Here is a 19,846-nt window from a genome sequence, read left to right on the forward strand (position 1 = left end):
CGGGGGCTATGCCTTCGTGTGGGGTTCGCTTCGGGTTTCCACCACTCGGAAGCGGTTGGAGACGAATGCTCCGTCGCACAGGGCGGAGTTGGCCGCCGGATTGCCGCCCGAGCCGTGGAAGTCGGAGAAGGCGGCCGTCTGGTTGACGTACACCCCGCCCGTCAGGTTCAGGGAGAGCTGGGCCGCCTCGTCCAGGCAGGCCTCCCGGACGGCTTCCTCGACCTCCTCCGAGGTCGTGTACGCGCCGACGGTCATCGCGCCCTTCTCACGGACGGTGCGGCGCAGCAGCTCCACCGCCTCGGCCGCCGAGTCGACCGCGACGGCGAACGAGACCGGGCCGAAGCACTCGCTCATGTAGGCGGCCTGGTCGTCCGGCTTGCCCCCGTCGAGCTTCACGATCACCGGCGTGCGGACCACCGCGTCGGGGAAGTCGGGGTTCGTGATCTCCCTTGAGGCGAGGGCGACTTCGCCCAGCCCGGCCGCGGCCTCGACGCGGGCCTTCACGTCCGGGTTCACGATCGCGCCCAGCAGGGCGTTCGCCCGGGCGTCGTCCCCGAGGAGCCCGTCGACGGCCCTCGCGAGGTCGGCGACCACCTCGTCGTACGACTTGGGGCCCTCCTCCGTACGGATGCCGGCGCGGGGGACGAGGAGGTTCTGCGGGGTCGTGCACATCTGGCCGCTGTAGAGGGACAGGGAGAAGGCGAGGTTCGACAGCATTCCCTTGTAGTCGTCGGTCGACTCCACGATCACCGTGTTGACGCCGGCCTTCTCCGTGTAGACCTGCGCCTGGCGGGCGTTGGTCTCCAGCCAGTCGCCGAACGCCGTCGAACCGGTGTAGTCGATGATCCGGACCTCGGGGCGGGTCGCCAGGGTCTTGGCGATGCCCTCGCCCGGCCGCTCGGCGGCCAGCGCCACCAGGTTCGGGTCGAAGCCCGCCTCGGCGAGCACCTCGCGGGCCACCTGGACGGTGAGCGCCAGCGGAAGGACCGCGCGCGGGTGGGGCTTCACCAGTACCGCGTTGCCCGTGGCCAGGGAGGCGAACAGGCCCGGATAGCCGTTCCACGTGGGGAAGGTGTTGCAGCCGATCAGCAGCGCGATCCCGCGCGGCACCGGCGTGAACTGCTTGGTCAGCGTGAGCGGGTCGCGCTTGCCCTGGGGCTTCGTCCACTCCGCCGTGTCGGGCGTGCGGACCTGCTCCACGTACGCGTACGCCACCGCCTCCATGCCGCGGTCCTGGGCGTGCGGTCCGCCCGCCTGGAACGCCATCATGAAGGCCTGGCCGCTGGTGTGCATGACCGCGAGCGCGAACTCGTGCGTGCGGTCGCTGATCCGCTTGAGGATCTCCAGACACACCACCGCGCGGGCCTCCGCGCCCGCGTCGCGCCACGCGCGCTGCCCCGCGCGCATGGCGGGCAGCAGCGCATCGACGTCCGCGTGCGGGTACGTGACGCCCAACTCGATGCCGTACGGCGAGACCTCGCCGCCCACCCAGTCGTCGGTGCCGGGCTGGTCCAGGTCGAGCCGGCCGCCCAGCAGGGCGTCGAAGGCGGCCTTGCCCTCGGCCATCCCCAGGCTGCCGTTCTCCCCGTACGCCTTGGGGTGTTCGGGGTGGGGCGACCAGTACGCGCGCGTGCGCATCGCCTCCAGCGCCTGGTCGAGGGTCGGCCGGTGCTCGGCGATGAGCTCGTGCGCGGTCAGTGCGGCGGCGGCCATGCGGAACCATCTCCTCGTTTCGTGAACTCTTCGTCGAGCTCAGGACCTGGCAAGTCCAGCTCATGACCTGGGCAGAAACAGCCGGACAGAGTTAGAGTAACCGAACGATCGGTCGGGACAAGGGGGTCCGCTGAACCTGTGGAAAACCCCGTGCGGGAGGATCGCGAGCATGACAGCACTCGACCTCGCCGGCCCCGTGGCCGTCGTCGGCACCGGCACCATGGGCCAGGGCATCGCCCAGGTCGCGCTCGTCGCGGGCCACCCCGTGCGGCTGTACGACACCGTGCCCGGCCGTGCCCGGGCGGCGGCCGAAGAGATCGGCGCCCGGCTCGACCGGCTCGTCGAGAAGGACCGGCTGACCGGCGCCGAGCGCGACGCCGCACGTGCCCGGCTGCGCCCCGCCGGGAGCCTCGCCGAACTCGCCGACTCGGGGCTCGTCCTCGAAGCCGTCCTGGAGCGACTGGACGTCAAACAGCAGCTGTTGCGCGAGCTGGAGGACATCGTCTCGGACGACTGCCTGCTCGCCACCAACACCTCCTCCCTGTCGGTGACCGCGATCGGCGGCGCCCTGCGCAACCCCGGCCGCTTCGTCGGACTGCACTTCTTCAACCCCGCGCCGCTGCTGCCCCTCGTGGAGGTCGTCTCCGGGTTCGCGACCGACGTCACGTCGGCCACGCGCGCGTACGAGCTGGCCCGCGCCTGGGGGAAGACCCCGGTCGCCTGCGCCGACACCCCGGGTTTCATCGTCAACCGCATCGCGCGGCCCTTCTACGCCGAGGCCTTCGCGGTCTACGAGGCCCAGGCCGCCGACCCCGCGACGATCGACGCGGTCCTGCGCGAGTCGGGCGGCTTCCGGATGGGAGCCTTCGAACTGACCGACCTCATCGGCCAGGACGTCAACGAGTCCGTCACGCGCTCCGTGTGGGAGGCCTTCTTCCAGGACGTGCGCTTCACCCCCTCGCTGGCCCAGCGGCGGCTCGTCGAGTCGGGCCGCCACGGCCGCAAGACGGGCCACGGCTGGTACGACTACGGGGACCAGGGCGAGCGGCCCGAGCCGCACACCGCGGAGAAGGTCCAGCCGCCCGCGTACGTCGTCGCCGAGGGCGACCTGGGCCCCGCCGCCGAACTGCTCGCGCTGATCCGCGAGGCGGGCATCCAGGTCCGCGAGGACGAGGAGGACCACGGCACGCGCCTGGTCCTGCCGGGCGGCGGCCAACTGGCCCTCGCGGACGGCCAGACGGCCGTCGAGTTCCGTGACGTCGTCTACTTCGACCTGGCGCTCGACTACCGCAGGGCGACCCGGATCGCCCTGTCCCACTCGCAGGACACCCAGACGCAGACCCTCGCCGAGGCCACCGGGCTCTTCCAGGCGCTCGGCAAGGACGTCAGCGTCATCGGGGACGTGCCCGGTCTGATCGTCGCCCGCACGGTGGCCCGCATCGTCGACCTCGCGCACGACGCCGTCGCCAAGGGGGTCGCCACCGAGGAGGACATCGACACGGCGATGCGCCAGGGCGTCAGCTATCCGCTGGGCCCCTTCGAGTGGAGCCGCAGGCTCGGCCGGAGCTGGGCCTACGACGTCCTGGACGACCTGCACATGCGCGATCCGTCGGGGCGTTACGCGCCGTCCCTCGCGCTCTACCGCCACGCGTACGCCTCGGAAAAGCGGGAGGGCACCCCATGACCACCGCCAAGCGCGACACGTACACGCCGGAGACGCTGCTCTCCGTGGCCGTGCGGGTCTTCAACGAGCGCGGCTACGACGGCACCTCCATGGAGCACCTCTCCAAGGCGGCCGGCATCTCCAAGTCGTCGATCTACCACCACGTCACCGGCAAGGAGGAACTGCTGCGCCGGGCCGTCAGCCGGGCGCTCGACGGCCTCTTCGGGATCCTCGACGAGGAGCACGCGCGCGAGGGGCGTGCCGTGGAGCGTCTGGAGTACGTCACCCGGCGCATGGTCGAGGTCCTCACCGCCGAACTGCCGTACGTGACGCTGCTGCTGCGCGTGCGCGGCAACACCGACACCGAGCGCTGGGCCCTGGAGCGGCGCAGGGACTTCGACCACGAGGTGGCCGCGCTCCTGAAGGCGGCGGCCGCCGACGGGGACGTACGAGCCGACCTGGAGGTCCGGCTCGCGACCCGGCTGGTCTTCGGGATGATCAACTCGATAGTCGAGTGGTACCGCCCGGACGGGCGCGGCATGGGCGAGCGCGAGGTCGCCGACGCGGTGGTGCTGATGGTCTTCGGGGGACTCAGACAGGCGGGCTGAGCGGAATCCCACGGGGCGCGTGGGCCGGACGGCGCGCCCCCGCCAGCCCCGCTCACCCCTGCGGTTCCAGGTCCTCCTCCTCGAACACCAGCAGCGTCCGGGTGCTGAGCACCTCGGGGATGGCCTGGAGCCGGGTGAGGACCAGTTCGCGCAGGGCCCTGTTGTCCGGCGTGTGCACCAGCAGCAGGACGTCGAAGTCGCCGCCCACCAGCGCGATGTGGGAGGCCCCGGGGAGCCTCGTGAGCTGCTCGCGCACCGTGCGCCAGGTGTTCTGCACGATCTTCAGCGTGATGTAGGCCGAGGTGCCGTGTCCCGCGCGCTCGTGGTCGACGCGGGCGCCGAAGCCGCGGATCACGCCGTCCTCGACGAGGCGGTTGATCCGCGCGTAGGCGTTGGCGCGCGACACGTGGACCCGCTCGGCGACCGACCGTATCGAGGCGCGGCCGTCCGCCTGGAGCATCTGCAGAATGTCCTGATCGATGGAGTCGAGCGGACGCGGCGGCGGCAGGGCCGCCGCGGGGTCCGGCCCCTCGGCCATTTGTTCAGGTGCCATGTCCCCCGCCTCCCTACCATGGACGTACTGCGTCCATCTCAGGCTGTGCAGAACCGTTTGTCCACAGCCTGGAGGTGCCTGTAGCCAAAATGTGCCGACGACCGAACAATCGGTAGGTGAGGCGCGTCACTCTCGGCGGCCTTCCGAAGCGACTCCCACGAGGAGGTGCCGACATGACGGTCATGGAGCAGCGAGGCGCATACCGGCCGACGCCCCCGCCCGCCTGGCAGCCACGTACCGACCCCGCGCCACTGCTGCCCGACGCGCTGCCCCACCGCGTCCTCGGCACCCGGGCGGCCGATCGGGTCGACCCGGATCTCTTGCGCCGGCTGTACGCGGAGCTGGTGAAGGGCCGCCGGTACAACGCGCAGGCCACCGCCCTCACCAAGCAGGGCCGTCTCGCGGTCTACCCCTCCTCCACCGGCCAGGAGGCCTGCGAGGTCGCCGCCGCGCTCGTCCTCGAAGAGCGCGACTGGCTCTTCCCGAGCTACCGGGACACCCTCGCGGCGGTCGCCAGGGGCCTCGACCCCGTCCAGGCGCTGACGCTCCTGCGCGGCGACCGGCACACCGGCTACGACCCGCACGAGCACCGCGTCGCCCCCCTCTGCACCCCCCTGGCGACCCAGCTCCCGCACGCCGTGGGCCTCGCGCACGCCGCCCGCCTCAAGGGCGACGACGTGGTCGCGCTCGCGCTGGTCGGCGACGGCGGCACCAGCGAGGGCGACTTCCACGAGGCGCTGAACTTCGCGGCCGTCTGGCAGGCCCCGGTGGTCTTCCTGGTCCAGAACAACGGCTTCGCCATCTCCGTCCCGCTCGCCAAGCAGACCGCCGCCCCCTCACTGGCCCACAAGGCCGTCGGGTACGGGATGCCGGGCCGGCTGGTCGACGGGAACGACGCCGCCGCCGTGCACGAGGTCCTCGGCGAGGCGATCGCCCACGCGCGCGCGGGTCTCGGCCCGACGCTCGTGGAGGCGGTGACGTACCGCATGGAGGCCCACACGAACGCGGACGACGACAAGCGCTACCGCGAGGACGCGGAGGTCGAGGCCTGGCGGGCGCACGACCCGATCGCCCTCATGGAGCACGAGCTCACCGAGCGCGGACTGCTCGACGAGGACGGGATGCGCGCCGTGCGCGAGGACGCCGAGGCGATGGCCGCGGACCTGCGCGAGCGTATGAACCAGGACCCGGCCCTCGACCCGATGGACCTGTTCGCGCACGTCTACGCCAGGCCCACCCCGCAGCTCCGGGAGCAGGAGGCGCAGCTGCGCGCCGAGCTGGACGCCGAGGCGCGCCACCACGACGACGAGGACGCGCACGCGGACGCTCACTCGCACGAGCCGGAAGGGAACACGCGATGACCACCGTCGCGGTGAAGCCGGCCACCATGGCGCAGGCCCTCGGACGGGCCCTGCGCGACGCCATGACCGACGACCCCACCGTCCACGTGATGGGCGAGGACGTCGGCGCCCTCGGCGGTGTCTTCCGTGTCACCGACGGCCTCGCCAAGGAGTTCGGCGAGGACCGCGTCACCGACACACCGCTGGCCGAGGCGGGCATCCTCGGCACGGCGGTCGGCATGGCCATGTACGGGCTCAGGCCGGTCGTGGAGATGCAGTTCGACGCCTTCGCGTACCCGGCCTTCGAGCAGCTGATCTCGCACGTGGCGAAGATGCGCAACCGCACGCGCGGGGCGATGCCGCTGCCCCTGACCGTGCGCGTGCCCTACGGCGGCGGCATCGGCGGGGTGGAGCACCACAGCGACTCCTCCGAGGCGTACTACATGGCGACTCCGGGGCTGCACGTCGTGACACCCGCGACGGTCGCCGACGCGTACGGGCTGCTGCGCGAGGCCATCGCCTCCGACGACCCGGTCGTCTTCCTGGAGCCCAAGCGGCTGTACTGGTCGAAGGACGCCTGGAACCCCGACGAGCCGCGGGCCGTGGAGCCGATCGGCCGCGCGGTGGTCCGCCGCCCGGGCCGCAGCGCCACCCTCATCACGTACGGGCCCTCCGTGCCCGTCTGCCTGGAGGCCGCGGACGCGGCGCGGGCCGAGGGCTGGGACCTGGAGGTCGTCGACCTGCGCTCCCTGGTGCCCTTCGACGACGAGACGGTCGCCGCGTCCGTGCGCCGCACCGGCCGGGCCGTCGTGGTGCACGAGTCGGGCGGCTACGGAGGGCCCGGCGGGGAGATCGCCGCCCGGGTCACCGAGCGGTGCTTCCACCATCTGGAGGCGCCGGTGCTGCGCGTGGCCGGGTTCGACATCCCGTATCCGCCGCCGATGCTGGAGCGCCACCATCTGCCCGGCGTCGACCGGATCCTGGACGCGGTGGCGCGGCTGCAGTGGGAGGCACAGAGCTGATGGCCCAGGTCCTGGAGTTCAAGCTGCCCGACCTCGGCGAGGGGCTCACCGAGGCCGAGATCGTCCGCTGGCTCGTCCGGGTCGGCGATGTCGTCGCCGTCGACCAGCCCGTCGTGGAGGTCGAGACGGCCAAGGCGATGGTCGAGGTCCCCTGCCCGTACGGCGGCGTGGTCACGGCCCGCTACGGCGAGGAGGGCACCGAACTGCCCGTGGGCTCGCCGCTGCTGACGGTCGCCGTGGGAGCGCCGGCCACCGGCACACCGGACTTCGACGCGGCGGACCTCGGCCCGTCCGCCCTCGACTCCCCGGATTCCGGCGCACGGTCCGACGGCGGCGAGGACGAGGGCTCCGGGAACGTGCTCGTGGGCTACGGCACGCAGGCGCCTCCGGCACGGCGCCGCAGGGTACGACCGCCCGCGTCCGGCACGGGTCCCGGCCACCGGTCACCGGGCGGGTCCTCCGGCGCGGCACGTGTCGTCGCGCCGTCGTCATCGCCGTCGCCGTCGCCGTCGCCGTCGCCTGCGCCTGCGTCCGCGGCGGGCGTGCGTGCCGACACCGGGCGCCGGGTCGACGGACCCGTGCCGGTGATCTCGCCGCTCGTGCGGCGGCTGGCCCGGGAGAACGGGGTCGATCTGCGGGCGCTGGCGGGTTCGGGACCCGACGGTCTGATCACGCGTGCGGACGTGGAGCACGCCGTACGGGCCGGTGCGTCCGCCCCGACTGTCCCGGCCGCCCAGGCTGCCCCGACTGTCGCGCGGCCGGAGCGGAGCCCGGCGGAGGCACCCGTACCGGCCGCCCCGTACGCGTCCGGCACCGCCGCTCCCCGTGCGGGCACCCGTGTCCCCCTCAAGGGTGTGCGCGGTGCCGTCGCCGACAAGCTCTCCCGGAGCCGGCGCGAGATCCCCGAGGCGACCTGCTGGGTGGACGCCGACGCGACGGAACTGATGCACGCGCGCGCGGCGATGAACGAGGCCGGCGGGCCGAAGATCTCCCTCCTCGCGCTCCTCGCCCGGATCTGCACCGCCGCGCTGGCCCGGTTCCCCGAGCTCAACTCGACGGTCGACATGGAGGCCCGCGAGATCGTCCGGCTCGACGAGGTCCACCTCGGGTTCGCGGCGCAGACCGAGCGCGGACTCGTCGTACCGGTGGTGAAGGGGGCGCACACCCGGGACGCGGAGTCGCTGAGCGCGGAGTTCGCCCGGCTGACCGAGGCGGCCAGGACCGGGACGCTCACCCCGGCGGACCTCACCGGAGGGACCTTCACGCTGAACAACTACGGGGTGTTCGGCGTCGACGGCTCGACCCCGATCATCAACCACCCCGAGGCGGCCATGCTCGGCGTCGGCCGGATCGTCCCCAAGCCGTGGGTGCACGAGGGCGAGCTGGCGGTGCGCAAGGTCGTACAGCTCTCGCTCACCTTCGACCACCGGGTGTGCGACGGCGGGACGGCGGGCGGTTTCCTGCGGTATGTGGCGGACTGCGTGGAACAACCGGCGGTGCTGCTGCGGACCTTGTGACCTCCTCGGCCCCGCGGAGCGCGTGGCCGTCCGTCGCCACCCCCGTCCACATGCTGTGCGCGGGGGTGGAAATGATCCACCGGACATCCATACTCGTGGGGTGACCGCGTTCGAGCCACCCAGCGCTTCCGGTTCCTCCCACGCCTCCGGTTCCTCCCACGCACCCGGTTCCTCCGACGCGTTCGGTTCCTCCGGCGCACCTGGTACGGACGGCCATGACGCCGTCGTACTCGCCGGGGGCGCCGCCCGCCGCCTCGGCGGCGCGGACAAGCCGGGCGTTCGGGTGGGCGGTCGCGCACTGCTCGACCGCGTCCTGGCCGCCTGTTCCGGCGCGGCCGTCACCGTGGTCGTCGCGGATCCCCGGCCCACCGCACGCCCCGTGGAGTGGGCGCGCGAGGACCCTCCCGGCGGGGGCCCGCTCGCCGCGCTGGACGCCGGCCTGCGGCACACCACCGCCGAGTACGTCGTCGTGCTCTCCGCCGATCTGCCGTTCCTGCACCGGGAGACGGTACGAAAACTGCTGACCGCCCTTCACGAGAGCGGCGGCGAGGGCGTGTTGCTCACCGATCCGGACGGCCGCGACCAGCCCCTCGTGGCCGTGTACCGCCGCTCGGCGCTGCGACGTGAGCTGACGGCGCTGCGCGCCGAGCACGGCGAACTGACCGGTCTGCCGCTGCGGCGGCTCACCGGCGCGCTCGAACTGACCCGTATCACCGACCCCGTCGCGTCCTTCGACTGCGACACCTGGGACGACATCGCCGCCGCCCGGGCACGTATCAGGGAGCATGGGCACGTGTTGGATGAATGGATCACCGCAGTCAAGGACGAACTGGGCCTCGACCTGGACGTCGACACCGACGTCCTGCTCGACCTCGCCCGCGACGCCGCCCACGGGGTGGCCCGTCCGGCGGCGCCGCTGACGACGTTCCTCGTCGGGTACGCGGCGGGCCGGGCCGAGGGAGGCCCCGAAGCGGTCGCGGAGGCCGCCCGCAAGGCCGCGGCTCTCGCGCTGCGCTGGGCGGCGGAGGCCGACCCCACCGGCCCGGACGCCGGATGACCGCCTCGGGGCGGTTCGAGGAGATCGACTTCGACGTCGAGGAAGCCCTGGCCCTGGTCAAGGAAGGCGGTGCCCCGGTGCCCGACGACTCCGGATCCACCGGAGCCTCCCGTCCGGTGCCCTCACCGGCCGCGGGCGCCGCGAGCCGGAAGGACCCCGCCGAGCGCCAGGCCGCCGAGCAGCACACCGCCACGCCCTGGCAGCGGGCCCGGACCATCGCCGGGCGGGCCCCCCGCCGCCCGGACACCGCCGTCTCCGTCACGCTGGACGCCGCGCTGGGCCTCGTCCTCGCGGCCCCGCTCGCCGCGCTCTCGGACCTGCCGTCCTTCGACACGTCCGCGATGGACGGCTGGGCGGTCGCCGGACCCGGCCCGTGGGACGTCCGGGCCGAGGGAGTGCTCGCGGGCCACGGCGCACCGCAGCGGCTCACCGACGGCGAGGCGGTGAAGATCGCCACCGGCGCGCGGATCCCGCAGGACGCCTCCGCCGTGATCCGCAGCGAGCACGGCCGCACCGACGAGAAGGAGCGGCTGTACGCGACCCGGGACGTCGCACATGGCCAGGACATCCGGCCCCGCGGCCAGGAGTGCCGCTCCGGCGACCCCCTGCTGCCGCCCGGCACGCTGGTCACCCCGGCCGTGCTCGGCCTCGCCGCAGCCGCCGGATACGACACCGTCGCCGCCCTCCCCCGGCCCCGTGCGGAAATCCTGGTCCTCGGCGACGAGTTGCTCACCGAGGGACTGCCGCACGACGGGCTGATCCGGGACGCGCTCGGCCCGATGCTGCCGCCCTGGCTGCGCGCGCTCGGCGCGGAGGTCGTCGCGGTGCGCCGGCTCGGCGACGACGCCGAAGCCCTGCGCAAGGCCCTCAAGAACTCCGACGCCGACCTGATCGTCACGACCGGGGGCACCGCCGCCGGTCCCGTGGACCACGTCCACCCGATCCTGCGCCGCCTCGGCGCCGAACTCCTGGTGGACGGCGTCGAGGTGCGCCCCGGCCACCCGATGCTGCTGGCACGCCTCAAGGACAACCAGCACCTCGTCGGGCTGCCCGGCAATCCGCTCGCCGCCGTCTCCGGCCTTCTCACGCTCGCCGAGCCTCTGCTGCGCACCCTCGCGGGACGCGCGGCCCCGGAGCCGTACACGCTGCCTCTTCAGGACAGCGTGCACGGGCACCCGTACGACACCCGGCTGATTCCCGTCGTTCTGCGCGGGGACCGGGCCGTGCCGCTGCACTACAACGGGCCGGCCATGCTGCGGGGTATCGCAGTGGCCGACGCGCTCGCGGTCGTGCCGGCGGGCGGTGCACGGACGGGTCAGGAACTTGAGATCCTCGACCTGCCCTGGGCCATGGCTGGGATCGAGGTGTGTTTCACGTGAAACTTCCGGGCCACGACGCGATCGCCCGGCAGGCGGGCGAACGGCTGGCCACCCATCGGGTGGAGCTGCCCCGCCAGCGGGTGGAACGCCCCCTGTTCCAGGTCACCAAGCGCGTCCTCATGGCGCTGCTGGTACTGGTCGGCACGGCTTTCATCGTGTACTTCGACCGAGAGGGCTACACCGACAACTCCGACAAGTCGGTCGACCTGCTCGATGCCTTCTACTACGCGACCGTCACGCTCTCGACCACCGGGTACGGCGACATCACCCCGGTCAGTGACGGCGCCCGACTCACCAATATCTTCCTGATCACGCCTCTGCGCGTGCTCTTCCTGATCATCCTGGTCGGCACCACTCTCGAAGTTCTCACCGAACGGACTCGGGAGGAGTGGCGGCTGAACCGCTGGAGGACCGCCTTGCGGGAGCACACCGTTGTCATCGGGTTCGGCACGAAGGGCCGCTCGGCGATTCAGACCGTGTGCGCGACGGGGCTGAAGAAGGAACAGGTCGTGGTCGTCGACCCCAGCTCCAAGGTGATCGAGGCGGCGACCGCGGACGGGTACGCGGGGGTGATCGGCGACGCCACGCGCAGTGACGTCCTGCTGCGGGCCGAGGTGCAGCGGGCCCGGCAGATCATCATCGCGACCCAGCGCGACGACACCGCCGTGCTCGTCACGCTGACGGCGCGGCAGCTCAACCGCAAGGCGAAGATCGTGGCCGCCGTGCGTGAGGAGGAGAACGCGCCGTTGCTGAAGCAGTCCGGCGCCGACGCCGTCATCACCAGCGCGAGCGCCGCCGGCCGCCTTCTCGGTCTCTCCGTGCTCAGCCCCAGCGCGGGCATGGTCATGGAGGACCTCATCCAGCAGGGCAGCGGGCTCGACATGACCGAGCGGCCCGTCATAAAGGCCGAGGTCGGCAAGGGGGTCCGCGAGATCGAGGACCTGGTGGTGAGTGTCGTACGAGGACATCGGGTGCTCGGTTACGACGATCCGGGCATCGGGAAGCTGCAGTTGACGGACCGTCTGATCACCATCGTGCGGGTCAGCCCGCACAGCCAGATCGCGCCGGACATGAAGCCGCTGCCGCAGGACTGAACCCGCGGGGCGGGGCGTCTCCCCACGCGGCGGGCTGAATCCCCACGTGACGGGCTGTCGGGAGTAGCCTCGCCCGCATGCGAGCGATCACGATTCCTGAACCTGGTGGGCCCGAGGCGCTGGTGTGGGACGAGGTCCCGGACCCGGTGCCCGGCGAGGGCGAAGTGCTGGTCGAGGTGGTGGCGAGCGCGGTCAACCGCGCCGATCTGCTGCAGCGGCAGGGCTTCTACGACCCACCGCCCGGCGCGTCCCCGTATCCGGGGCTCGAATGTTCCGGACGGGTCGCCGCGCTCGGACCCGGTACCTCGGGGTGGAACGTCGGGGACGAGGTGTGCGCGCTGCTCTCGGGCGGCGGGTACGCCGAGAAGGTGGTCGTCCCGGCCGGGCAGCTGCTGCCCGTGCCCGAGGGAGTCGACCTCGACAAGGCGGCCGCGCTGCCCGAGGTGTCCTGCACGGTCTGGTCCAACGTCTTCATGATCTCCCATCTGCGGCCCGGCGAGACGCTGCTGGTGCACGGCGGATCGAGCGGTATCGGCACGATGGCGATCCAGCTGGCGAAGGCCGTCGGGGCGAAGGTCGCCGTCACCGCCGGGAGCAAGGCGAAGCTGGACTTCTGCGGTGAGCTGGGTGCGGACGTGCTCATCAACTACCGCGAGCAGGACTTCGTCGAGGAGATCAAGGCGGCCACGGACGGGGTGGGTGCCGATGTCGTTCTCGACAACATGGGTGCGAAGTATCTCGGCCGCAATGTCAGCGCTCTCGCCGTCAACGGGCGGCTCGCGATCATCGGGATGCAGGGCGGGATCAAGGGGGAGCTGAACATCGGGGCGCTGCTGGGCAAGCGCGGCGCTGTCACCGCTACCTCGTTGCGGGCTCGGCCGGGTGGGGAGAAGGCGGCGATCGTGGCGGCCGTGCGGGAGCATGTGTGGCCGTTGATTGCGGGTGGGCATGTGCGGCCGATCGTTGATCGGGAGCTGCCTATGCGTGAGGCCGCGGCGGCGCATCGGGTGCTGGAGGAGAGCAGTCATATCGGGAAGGTGCTGCTCACGTTGCCGTAAGCCTGCCGGCCGGGTGGGGTGAGGTGGGGTTTTGGGTGCGGGGCGGTGGGGGCTTGTCGCGCAGTTCCTCGCGCCCCTGAAAAGCGGGGTGAGGTCGTGGGTCGGGTGCGGCTGGGTGGGGGTTGCTCGCGCAGTTCCCCGCGCCCCTGACAAGCGAGGCCTCGCCCCGTTGCGTTCGTGCGGCGCAGTTCCCCCGCGCCCCAAAAAACGAGGGCGTCGGCCTCAGCCCCGGCGGGATCTCAGGGCCAGGAAGGTCAGGGCCAGGCCCAGGCCGATCAGGATCAGGCCTGTGCCCAGGGGGAGTACCTGGAGGACCGGTTCCGAGGTGTGTGCCGGGTGGTCGGCCGCCTCGTGGGCGTCGACGGGGCGGGCGGGCCGCTCAGGAGGCCGGGAGGGCTCTGCGCTGTCCGGGTGAGTCGACGGGGTGTCCTCCGGCGGCGGAGGCGTCACCCGGCCCGGGCGCTCGCGGCCCTCTCCCGCCCGGCTGCCGGCCCGCGACTCGGCGGGGACCGGCTCGTACGCGGCGGCGTACGGCGTGAACGCGGGGCCCGCCAGCAGCGGCAGCAGCAGGCCGGTCACGCGAAGGGTGCGAAGCCATGGAGTCACGTCGGTGACCCCCTCCCGGTACGGAGGATCCAAGATCAGCGGCTTCAGCCTCACACGGGGCGTCCGCACCGGCATCCGGAGCCCGGAAGCCCTCCGCCCTGCCACGTTCAGTGACACCCGTGGCGTGCACAGGTGTACGGGGTACAGATCGGGTATGTCGATACGCCACGGCCTGCTGGCGCTCCTGGAGCGCGGTCCCCGCTACGGCTCCCGGCTGCGCACCGAGTTCGAGGCGCGCACCGGCTCGACCTGGCCGCTGAACATCGGCCAGGTCTACACGACCCTCGCCCGGCTGGAACGGGACGGCCTGGTCGTACAGCAGGGCGCGGACGAGGCGGGACACGTGCTGTACGCGCTGACGGACGCCGGGCGGGCCGAGCTGCGGTCCTGGTTCATCCGTCCCGTGGAGCGCTCGAACCTGCCGCGCGACGAACTGGCGATCAAGCTGGCCATGGCGGTCGGGGCGCCGGGAACCGATGTGCGGGCGATCGTGGAGGCGCAGCGGCGGTATCTCTCGGAGGCCATGCACACGTACACCCGGCTCAGGGCCCGGGCGCTCTCGGAGGCGCCCGCGCACCGCGACGAGGTGGCGCGGCTGTTCGTCCTGGAGCACCTGATCTTCCGCGCGGAGGCCGAGATCCGCTGGCTGGACCACTGCGAGGCCCGTCTGCTGCGGCTCGCGGAGGCCGCCGCCACGGAGCCGCCGCCCCCGTCGCCGCCGCCCGCCTGACGCGGGGCGCCCGTTCGTACAGGGTGGATCACGTCCTGGAGGGGGCACCACGCTGGTGACGTGTGCGAGTGCGAGAGAATGGCGGCATGGAGATGCCGAGGAACGAGAGGTCGCCGGAGAACCCCCAGATCCTGGTCGTAGGCCAGGACGGGATGGCTCTCGGTGGCGGTGGAGACGAGGACTCCCGAGAGATCCCGGTGACGGAGATGGTGGAACAGCCGGCCAAGGTCATGCGGATCGGGAGCATGATCAAGCAGCTGCTGGAGGAGGTGCGTGCGGCACCCTTGGACGAGGCGAGCCGGGTACGGCTCAAGGAGATCCACGCCAGCTCGGTGAAGGAGCTGGAGGACGGGCTCGCTCCCGACCTCGTCGACGAACTGGAGCGGCTCTCCCTGCCGTTCACGGACGACGGCATCCCTTCCGACGCCGAACTGCGGATCGCGCAGGCTCAGCTGGTCGGCTGGCTGGAGGGTCTCTTCCACGGGATCCAGACCACTCTGTTCGCCCAGCAGATGGCGGCCAGGGCCCAGTTGGAGCAGATGCGCCGGGCGCTGCCGCCGGGTGCGGGCGGTGAGGAAGAGCCGGCGGACCCGCGCGCGGGCGGCCGGTCGGGCGGCCCGTACCTGTAGAACGCAGTCACCCGTACCTGTAGAAGCCGTCATACGACAGGGGCCCGGCAGAGATGCCGGGCCCCTTCACGCTGTCCCGTCACGACCCGTGACGTAACGCTACGGACTGTGACGGATCAGGCGGGGTCGCCCGTCGACACGTAGAGCTGGATCTTCGGCACGCTCTTGGGGTCGACGTCCGTCCCCGCCTCGGGGATCTGGGTCATGACCGTGCCCTCGCCGTAGGCGTTCTCGTCCACCGACTTGGCCTCGTACTGCCAGCCCGCAGCCTGGAAGCACGCCTTCACGGACTCGATGTTCTTGAACTTGAAGTCCGGGACCTTGATCTTGTCGGCGTCGTTGTACGACTCGTCGGGCTCCGTGCACTGGGTCGAGTCGATCTTCTTCGTGGTGTCCGGGCCCTTGTGGTTCTCCCCGGCCGCCTCCTCGGAGGCCGACGCGCGGGCACTGTTGGCGGCGTCCGTCTTCTTGTCGTCGTCGCCACCGCCCATCGACAGAGCGGTGATCAGCCCGCCGATGGCGAGCAGCGCGACGACGATCGAGCCCACGATCACCGGCATGTTGCTCTTGCGTCCACCACCGGACCCGCCCGCGGACTGCGGGGACATCGTGTACGGCGGCGGGGTCGTCAGACCCTGCTGCGGGCTGTACGCGGCGGTCTGGTGCGGCGTCGGATAGCCGCCCTGCTGCGGATAGCCGTACGACGGAGTCGGCGCGTGCGCGGGATTCGGCGCCGGGGTGGGCGCGGGCGTCGACGGGCCGTAGGGGCCGGGCTGGTACGGCGTCTGCACGTTGCCCTGCGGTGTCTGCGCCGAATGGTCGACCGGCGGGAACACCGCGGAGCCCACACCGGCTCCGCTGGACGTCTGCACGCCCGGCACGATGCTCGGGGGCACGGCCTGCACGGACTGGGCCACGCGCAGGCACTCGTCACGCATCGACTCCGCGTTGACGAAGCGCTCGTTCGGGTTCTTCTTCAGCGCGCGGGCGATCAGCGCGTCCACGGCCGGCGGCAGCGAGCGGTTGACCGAGGAGGCCGCGACGGGCGTCTCCTGGACGTGCGCGTACGCGATGGCCAGCGGCGAGTCCGCCTCGAACGGCAGCCGCCCGGTGACCAGTTGGAAGAGCATGATCCCGACCGAGTACAGGTCGGAGCGGGCGTCGACACCGCGGCCGAGGGCCTGCTCGGGGGAGAGGTACTGCGGGGTGCCGACGACCATGCCGGTCTGGGTCATGGAGGTCACACCGGACTGCATGGCGCGGGCGATGCCGAAGTCCATCACCTTGACCACGCCGCGCTTCGTCATCATGACGTTGCCCGGCTTGATGTCGCGGTGGACCAGCCCCATCTCGTGGCTGATCTCCAGAGCGGCCAGCACGTCCGCGGTGATCTTCAGGGCCTTGTCGACGGGCATCGCGCCGTACTGCGCGACGTCCTGGTCGAGGACCGAGCCGAGCGGACGGCCCTCCACGTACTCCATGACGATGTACGGGGTCGGCGCACCGGAGCCGCCGTCGAGCTGGGTGTCCTCGCCGGTGTCGAAGACCGAGACGATGTTCGTGTGCGTGAGCTTGGCCACCGACTGGGCCTCGCGGCGGAAACGCTCGCGGAAGGCCTGCTCACGGCCGAGGTCGGTGTGCAGTGTCTTGATCGCGACCTGTCGGTCGAGCACCGAGTCGTAGGCGAGGTGCACCGACGCCATGCCGCCCTCGCCGAGCAGGTCGCGCAGTTGATAGCGCCCGCCGGCGACCGATCGCCCCACGTACCGGCCGTGTGCGCCGTCCTGGCTCATCTTTCTGCGTCCCCCATCGGCAGTGCGTCGTCACGCGGGTGAAAGTCGTCCGGTGCGGCTCCCGCGGCCGGTGATCTCTGGTGTTATTCCGGCCAAGTCTGCCGGAGGGCACTGACACGTCAAGCTCAGTGCCCGTTCCGTGACCGTACGCGAAGGAAGCGTCGCGGAAGCGTTACAGGTGCTGTACGGCCGGTACACACAATGTGCACCCGCGGACCGGCCGCGGGTTCCGCGAGCGGGTCCATCACGGACCGGCGGTTCGCGTGGAGGCTGTAGCGTGGCCCGACGGAGACCGTAACAACCACCGCGCGTACTACGTCGACCGGTGCGGACAGAAACGACGGCGAGGACTGATGGCACAGCAGCAGCGCGCTCAGGGCCCGTCCGACCCCGAGGCGACTGGCGGCGGTATGTCAGATGCGCCGGAGTTGTGGGGTAACGGCGGACTGGTCGGGGACGGCCGGTATCGGCTGACCCACAGACTCGGCCGGGGCGGTATGGCCGAGGTGTTCGCGGCCGAGGACGTCCGGCTGGGACGGACCGTGGCGGTCAAGCTGCTCCGTTCCGACCTGGCCGAGGACCCGACCTCGAAGGCCCGCTTCACACGCGAGGCCCAGTCGGTCGCCGGCCTCAACCACCATGCGGTGGTGGCGGTCTACGACTCGGGCGAGGACGTCCTCCCCCACCAGGTCGTCCCGTACATCGTGATGGAGCTCGTCGAGGGCCGCACGATCCGCGACCTCCTGATCAACGCCGAGGCCCCGGGGCCCGAGCAGGCGCTGATCATCGTCTCCGGTGTGCTCGAAGCGCTCGCCTACTCGCACCAGCACGGCATCGTGCACCGGGACATCAAGCCCGCGAACGTGATCATCACCGACACCGGTGCGGTGAAGGTGATGGACTTCGGCATCGCGCGCGCCCTGCACGGCGCCCAGTCGACGATGACCCAGACCGGCATGGTCATGGGCACGCCCCAGTACCTCTCCCCGGAGCAGGCGCTCGGCAAGGCGGTCGACCACCGCAGCGACCTGTACGCGACGGGCTGTCTGCTCTACGAACTCCTCGCGCTGCGGCCCCCGTTCACCGGTGAGACCCCGCTTTCGGTGGTCTACCAGCACGTCCAGGACATTCCGGTGCCGCCGTCCGAGGTCTCGGACGCGACGCCGCCGGAGCTCGACGGCCTGGTCATGCGCTCCCTCGCGAAGGAGCCGGACGACCGGTTCCAGACCGCCGAGGAGATGCGCGGACTCGTCCAGTACGGGCTGCAGATGCTGTACGACCAGGGCGGCCACACCGGCACCTGGAACACCGGCCCGGTGGCCGCGCACGAGGGCATGAGCACTCCGGCGCACGGTCTCGCGGGCGCGGCCGGGCTGCCGCACCCCGGTGACTCGGGCACCGCCCAGATCCCGTCACCGCTGCTGCCCCCGGGCATGGGCGGAGGCGACGACGGCGGCTTCGAGGGACACGGCAACCACGGCAGCGGTCGCGGCAAGATGTGGATCCTCGCCGTCTTCGCGGTGATAGCGATCGCCGCGGGTGTGGCGCTGGCGCTGAACGGCGGTGGCGACGGCGGTGGCGGGGCGGGCACGAAGACGACGCCGACCGCCTCGGAGAGCGAGAAGGACACCACCCCGAGCGAGGACACCTCGGACGAGCCGACGGACGAGGAGACGGACGAGGACACGAGCACGGGCGGCAACTCGGACTACACGCCGTCGTACGAGCCGTCGCCGACCTACTCGCCCTCGCCCACCGAGTCGAAGCCCTCGGCCGACCCCACGACGAAGGAGCCCACTCCGACGGAGACGGAGGAGGAGCCGACTCCCACGGAGGAGGAGCCGACCGCGTCCGAACCGGCGGACGACGGTGGCAACACGAACGGCGAGCCGGGCGCCGAGGGCTGACCGGCCCGACCGCGCCCCGCACCCCGTACCTGAAGGAACGTCCCCCACGCGCGCGTGGAGCCCGAAAACGGGCTCCACGCGCGCGTGCCGTTCGTCCGGGGCCCGGCGGGGAGCGGTGGCGGGGGGCCTCACCCCACGAACGCCTCGCACACCGCGTCGTACTCCCGTGTCCACCACACCGCCAGCGCGGAGGCCGCGGGGAACTGCGGGTCGGCCCGGGTGTCCCCGCGTTCGTAGTGCCAGCGCAGTATCCAGAAGTCGTTCAGACGCTCCCACCACACCCGGTGCACGGCGGCCGAGAGTTCGGCCGGGGTGGCCCGTGCGGAGCGGCGGTACGCGCGCGCGTAGGCCCGTACCTTCGGCAGGTCGAGCGTGCCGGCGGGGCGTACGAAGAAGATCACGGCGGCCCGCACCGCCTCCTCGGCCTGCGGCTGGACGCCGAGCCGGTCCCAGTCGACGATCGCGGCGGGGGCACTTCCTCTGTAGAGCACGTTGAAGGGGTGGAAGTCCCCGTGCACCCAGCCCACCGAACCGCCGCGCGGGGGCAGCCGGTCCGCGTGCCGCTCCAGGAGGGTGCGCCGCTCCAGGAGACGGTGCCGGGCCAGTTCGTCGAAGGTGTCGGCCGGGCGGTGACGGCGTACCCGGGCGAGCAGGTCGTCGATGAGCGCGAAGGTGTCCACGGGGTCGGCGCTGTCGGCCCGCTCCTCGGACTCCCGTGGCGGCATCACCTGCTCCAGGGACGCGTGGACGACCCCCAGGAGGGCGCCGAGGCGGCGGCACTGCTCGGGGGTGAGCTGGGCGCCGCTGCGGTGGCGTCCGTCGACCCAGGGGTGCAGGGCGTACGCGTGGCCGCCGATCACGGCGACCGTGCGGCCGTCCCTGCCGGTCAGCGGCGGCGCCACCGGGACGCCCAGATCGGCGAGCCGCTGGGTCGCGCGGTGCTGTCGGGCGATCGCCGCGGGGTCGGCCGTCTCGGGGTCGAAGTGGTGCTTGAGGAAGTACCGGCCCCGGGTGGTGGCGAGCCGGTAGCCGCGGTTGAGCAGCCCCTGGTCGACGGGTTTGCAGGTCAGCGGAGCCCCGGCGGCGTACCGGCGCAGCAGGGCGCCCAGCGGGGGTGCGGGAGAGGGAGCGGGTGAAACAGATGAGCGCGGCACGCGCCAGATGTTAGGGCACCGGA

17 protein-coding genes are annotated in these 19,846 nt (G+C 72.1%); 12 read left to right on the forward strand and 5 right to left on the reverse strand.

What is annotated here, in order from left to right; translation table 11 throughout:
• Positions 1-6 precede the first annotated feature (6 nt).
• Positions 7-1,713, reverse strand: coding sequence for a phenylacetic acid degradation protein PaaN (gene paaN / locus J8N05_RS06475; RefSeq protein ID WP_210881491.1), 1,707 nt, complete (start codon positions 1,711-1,713; stop codon positions 7-9).
• 169 nt (positions 1,714-1,882) lie between these two features.
• Between paaN and J8N05_RS06480 the strand changes: the two genes are divergently transcribed.
• Positions 1,883-3,397, forward strand: coding sequence for a 3-hydroxyacyl-CoA dehydrogenase (locus J8N05_RS06480; RefSeq protein WP_210881492.1), 1,515 nt, complete (start codon positions 1,883-1,885; stop codon positions 3,395-3,397).
• On the forward strand, positions 3,394-3,984 hold the full coding sequence (locus J8N05_RS06485) for a TetR/AcrR family transcriptional regulator (protein ID WP_210881493.1): 591 nt from the start codon (positions 3,394-3,396) through the stop codon (positions 3,982-3,984). The genes J8N05_RS06480 and J8N05_RS06485 overlap by 4 nt, the downstream gene beginning before the upstream one ends.
• A gap of 52 nt (positions 3,985-4,036) precedes the next feature.
• On the opposite strand, the gene J8N05_RS06490 is transcribed toward J8N05_RS06485, so the two are convergent.
• Positions 4,037-4,522 (reverse strand): Lrp/AsnC family transcriptional regulator, encoded by a 486-nt coding sequence (locus J8N05_RS06490; RefSeq protein ID WP_210890046.1) that lies wholly within the window; start codon positions 4,520-4,522, stop codon positions 4,037-4,039.
• 188 nt (positions 4,523-4,710) lie between these two features.
• Here J8N05_RS06490 and pdhA point away from each other — a divergent pair, with 188 nt between their 5' ends.
• From pdhA to J8N05_RS06525, 7 genes are all read left to right on the forward strand, one after another.
• Positions 4,711-5,898, forward strand: coding sequence for a pyruvate dehydrogenase (acetyl-transferring) E1 component subunit alpha (pdhA, locus tag J8N05_RS06495; RefSeq protein WP_247706172.1), 1,188 nt, complete (start codon positions 4,711-4,713; stop codon positions 5,896-5,898).
• The gene (locus tag J8N05_RS06500) at positions 5,895-6,899 is read left to right on the forward strand and encodes an alpha-ketoacid dehydrogenase subunit beta (RefSeq protein ID WP_210881494.1); all 1,005 of its coding nucleotides are present in this window, start codon (positions 5,895-5,897) and stop codon (positions 6,897-6,899) included. Before pdhA ends, J8N05_RS06500 begins: the two co-directional genes overlap by 4 nt.
• Positions 6,899-8,416 carry a dihydrolipoamide acetyltransferase family protein gene (locus tag J8N05_RS06505; RefSeq protein ID WP_210890047.1) on the forward strand — a complete coding sequence of 506 codons (1,518 nt, stop codon included), beginning with the start codon at positions 6,899-6,901 and terminating at the stop codon, positions 8,414-8,416. Before J8N05_RS06500 ends, J8N05_RS06505 begins: the two co-directional genes overlap by 1 nt.
• A gap of 100 nt (positions 8,417-8,516) precedes the next feature.
• Positions 8,517-9,473, forward strand: a complete 957-nt coding sequence (locus J8N05_RS06510) for an NTP transferase domain-containing protein (RefSeq protein WP_210881495.1) — start codon at positions 8,517-8,519, stop codon at positions 9,471-9,473.
• Entirely contained in the window at positions 9,470-10,852 is a 1,383-nt protein-coding gene (locus J8N05_RS06515) for a molybdopterin molybdotransferase MoeA (protein ID WP_210881496.1), read from the forward strand. The genes J8N05_RS06510 and J8N05_RS06515 overlap by 4 nt, the downstream gene beginning before the upstream one ends.
• The gene (locus tag J8N05_RS06520; protein WP_210881497.1) at positions 10,840-11,946 is read left to right on the forward strand and encodes a potassium channel family protein; all 1,107 of its coding nucleotides are present in this window, start codon (positions 10,840-10,842) and stop codon (positions 11,944-11,946) included. Before J8N05_RS06515 ends, J8N05_RS06520 begins: the two co-directional genes overlap by 13 nt.
• 77 nt (positions 11,947-12,023) lie before the next feature.
• Positions 12,024-13,004: an NAD(P)H-quinone oxidoreductase gene (locus J8N05_RS06525; RefSeq protein ID WP_210881498.1), complete on the forward strand. Its 981-nt coding sequence runs from the start codon at positions 12,024-12,026 to the stop codon at positions 13,002-13,004.
• Between the two features lie 222 nt (positions 13,005-13,226).
• Here the strand turns inward: J8N05_RS06525 and J8N05_RS06530 are convergent, their stop codons facing one another.
• Positions 13,227-13,610 (reverse strand): hypothetical protein, encoded by a 384-nt coding sequence (locus J8N05_RS06530; RefSeq protein ID WP_210881499.1) that lies wholly within the window; start codon positions 13,608-13,610, stop codon positions 13,227-13,229.
• Positions 13,611-13,764: 154 nt separating this feature from the next.
• Here J8N05_RS06530 and J8N05_RS06535 point away from each other — a divergent pair, with 154 nt between their 5' ends.
• The gene (locus J8N05_RS06535) at positions 13,765-14,340 is read left to right on the forward strand and encodes a PadR family transcriptional regulator (RefSeq protein WP_210881500.1); all 576 of its coding nucleotides are present in this window, start codon (positions 13,765-13,767) and stop codon (positions 14,338-14,340) included.
• Positions 14,341-14,426: 86 nt separating this feature from the next.
• Entirely contained in the window at positions 14,427-14,969 is a 543-nt protein-coding gene (locus tag J8N05_RS06540) for a bacterial proteasome activator family protein (RefSeq protein WP_210881501.1), read from the forward strand.
• 116 nt (positions 14,970-15,085) lie between these two features.
• On the opposite strand, the gene J8N05_RS06545 is transcribed toward J8N05_RS06540, so the two are convergent.
• Positions 15,086-16,762, reverse strand: coding sequence for a protein kinase domain-containing protein (locus J8N05_RS06545; RefSeq protein WP_210881502.1), 1,677 nt, complete (start codon positions 16,760-16,762; stop codon positions 15,086-15,088).
• 353 nt (positions 16,763-17,115) lie between these two features.
• On the opposite strand from J8N05_RS06545, the gene J8N05_RS06550 reads away from it, so the two are divergent.
• Positions 17,116-18,669 carry a protein kinase domain-containing protein gene (locus tag J8N05_RS06550; protein WP_210881503.1) on the forward strand — a complete coding sequence of 518 codons (1,554 nt, stop codon included), beginning with the start codon at positions 17,116-17,118 and terminating at the stop codon, positions 18,667-18,669.
• 128 nt (positions 18,670-18,797) lie between these two features.
• On the opposite strand, the gene J8N05_RS06555 is transcribed toward J8N05_RS06550, so the two are convergent.
• A complete protein-coding gene (locus J8N05_RS06555; RefSeq protein ID WP_210881504.1) occupies positions 18,798-19,823 on the reverse strand; it encodes a phosphotransferase in 1,026 nt (341 codons plus the stop codon).
• Positions 19,824-19,846 lie beyond the last annotated feature (23 nt).

The sequence above is a fragment of the Streptomyces liliiviolaceus genome, from assembly GCF_018070025.1.
GTDB lineage: Bacteria > Actinomycetota > Actinomycetes > Streptomycetales > Streptomycetaceae > Streptomyces > Streptomyces liliiviolaceus.